Origin of the sequence: Paraburkholderia sp. LEh10 (assembly GCF_017814945.1) — a bacterium.
GTDB lineage: Bacteria > Pseudomonadota > Gammaproteobacteria > Burkholderiales > Burkholderiaceae > Paraburkholderia.
Genome location: NZ_JAGIPX010000027.1, coordinates 1 through 2,809, shown reverse-complemented (window position 1 = coordinate 2,809; position 2,809 = coordinate 1). Strand labels below are relative to the sequence as shown.

Here is a 2,809-nt window from a genome sequence, read left to right as displayed (position 1 = left end):
CCGCTGCCCGGGTTGTACGCTGCCGCCGACAGGTTCGCCGTCGTCGTCGCGTTCGTGCCCAGCGCCACCGAGTTCGAAGCCGTTGCGCTCGCATTGCCGCCGATCGCCACCGCGTTCACACCCGTCGCCACCGAGTCCGCCAGCGTCGAGTTCGCATGGAAGTACTTGATGCCGCCACCGTTGACGATGTTCGTCACCTGGTTGTTGATGTTCGTGACACGTCCATCCAGGTTGGTGATTGCACCGCCCACGTTGTTGTAGGTGTTACCACCGATCACGTACGTCGGGTTGCTGATCGTGCCGTCGCTGTTCACCGTCGAGCCACCGCCCAGCGCGTTGGCATCCGACTTCGCCACGTTGTAAAGCTGCGAGCCGTTCACCGCGTCCACGCTCGATGCGTTCACGTTGCCGTTGGCCACGCCCGTCAGCTTGCGTGCGCCCGCCGTGCCGGTGAAGTCCACGAGCGTACCGTCCGTGTTCTTCGCGACCGTGATGGTGCGCGTCGACGCATCCTGCTGCACCAGACCGATCGTGCCCTTGTTGATCTGGTTGGTGATGTTGCTGATGTCCGTCGTGTTCTGCGTCACGCGGCCATCGATGTTGGTGATCGCCCCGGCAACCGTCGTCACCGTCGAGCCACCGATGTTGAACGTCGGGCCCGTGATCGTGCCCGTCGACGCGTTGTACGTCGAACCGCCACCAATCACGTTCGCGATGCTCGTGCCTTCGGCGTTCACCTTCGCGTCTTCCGACTGCAACTGGCTCACGTTGACTGCGTCCGTCGCGGCGGAACCTGCGGCCACGTTCGTCAGACGACGCTCGTTGCCTGCCGAACCCACCGACACCTCACCCACCGGCACCGTGCCCGACAGCGTGCCGCTGCCCGGGTTGTACGCTGCCGCCGACAGGTTCGCCGTCGTCGTCGCGTTCGTGCCCAGCGCCACCGAGTTCGAGGCCGTTGCGCTGGCGTTGCCGCCGATCGCCACCGCGTTCATACCCGTTGCCACCGAGTCCGCCAGCGTCGAGTTCGCGTGGAAGTACTTGATGCCGCCACCGTTGACGATGTTCGTCACCTGGTTGTTGATGTTCGTGACGTTGTTGCCCAGGTTGTTGACGGTATTGCTCAGGTTCGAAACATTGTTCGAGACGTTGTTGACCTTCGCATCTTCGGACGTCAGCTGGCTGACGTTCACCGCATCGGTCGCGTTCAGGCCCGCCGCCACGTTCGTGATCCGGCGCTCCGCACCGGCCGCGCCCACCGACACTTCACCCGCAGCCGTCGACGCCGAGATCGCCGTGCCACCGACCGGCGTGAAGCCCGCCGTGCCCAGCGTGGTCGAGTTCGCCACCGCGTTCGTGCCCAGCGCCACCGAGTTCGCCGTCGTCGCGCTGGCGTTGCCGCCGATCGCCACCGCGTTCGCACCCGTTGCCACCGAATCGGCCAGCGTCGAGTTCGCGTGGAAGTACTTGATGCCGCCACCGTTGACGATGTTCGTCACCTGGTTGTTGATATTGGTGACGTTGTTGCCCAGGTTGTTGACCGTGTTGCTCAGGTTGCTGACGTTGTTCGACACGTTCGACACATTGTTCGAGACGTTGTTGACCTTCGCATCTTCCGACGTCAGCTGGCTCACGTTCACCGCATCGGTCGCGTTCAGGCCCGCTGCCACGTTCGTGATACGACGCTCCGCACCGGCCGCGCCCACCGACACTTCACCCGCAGCCGTCGAAGCCGAGATCGCCGTGCCGCCGACCGGCGCGAAGCCCGCCGTGCCCAGCGTGGTCGAGTTCGCCACCGCGTTCGTCCCCAGCGCCACCGAGTTCGCCGTCGTCGCGCTGGCGTTGCCGCCGATCGCCACCGCGTTCGCACCCGTTGCCACCGAGTCCGCCAGCGTCGAGTTCGCGTGGAAGTACTTGATGCCGCCACCGTTGACGATGTTCGTCACCTGGTTGTTGATATTGGTGACGTTGTTGCCCAGGTTGTTGACCGTGTTGCTCAGGTTGCTGACGTTGTTCGACACGTTCGAAACATTGTTCGACACGTTGTTGACCTTCGCATCTTCCGACGTCAGCTGGCTCACGTTCACCGCATCGGTCGCGTTCAGGCCCGCCGCCACGTTCGTGATACGACGCTCGGCACCCGCCGCACCCACCGACACTTCGCCCGCAGCCGTCGAAGCCGAGATCGCCGTGCCACCGACCGGCGTGAAGCCCGCCGTGCCCAGCGTGGTCGAGTTCGCCACCGCGTTCGTCCCCAGCGCGACCGAGTTCGCCGTCGTCGCGCTGGCGTTGCCGCCGATCGCCACCGCGTTCGCACCCGTTGCCACCGAATCGGCCAGCGTCGAGTTCGCGTGGAAGTACTTGATGCCGCCGCCGTTGACGATGTTCGTCACGTTGCCATTGATGTTGTTGACCGTATTGCTCAGGTTCGAAACGTTGTTCGAGACGTTGTTGACCTTCGCATCTTCCGACGTCAGCTGGCTCACGTTCACCGCATCGGTCGCATTCAGGCCCGCCGCCACGTTCGTGATACGACGCTCCGCACCGGCCGCGCCCACCGACACTTCACCCGCAGCCGTCGAAGCCGAGATCGCCGTGCCGCCGACCGGCGCGAAGCCCGCCGTGCCCAGCGTGGTCGAGTTCGCCACCGCGTTCGTCCCCAGCGCGACCGAGTTCGCCGTCGTCGCGCTGGCGTTGCCGCCGATCGCCACCGCGTTCGCACCCGTTGCCACCGAATCGGCCAGCGTCGAGTTCGCGTGGAAGTACTTGATGCCGCCACCGTTGACGATGTTCGTCACCTGGTTGTTGA

The 2,809-nt window shown here is 64.8% G+C and carries 1 protein-coding gene; it reads right to left on the bottom strand.

Annotation, left to right across the window (positions count from 1 at the left end):
- On the bottom strand, window positions 1–2,809 hold a 2,809-nt coding region (locus J8I87_RS44845), incomplete at both ends, for a beta strand repeat-containing protein (protein ID WP_409518787.1).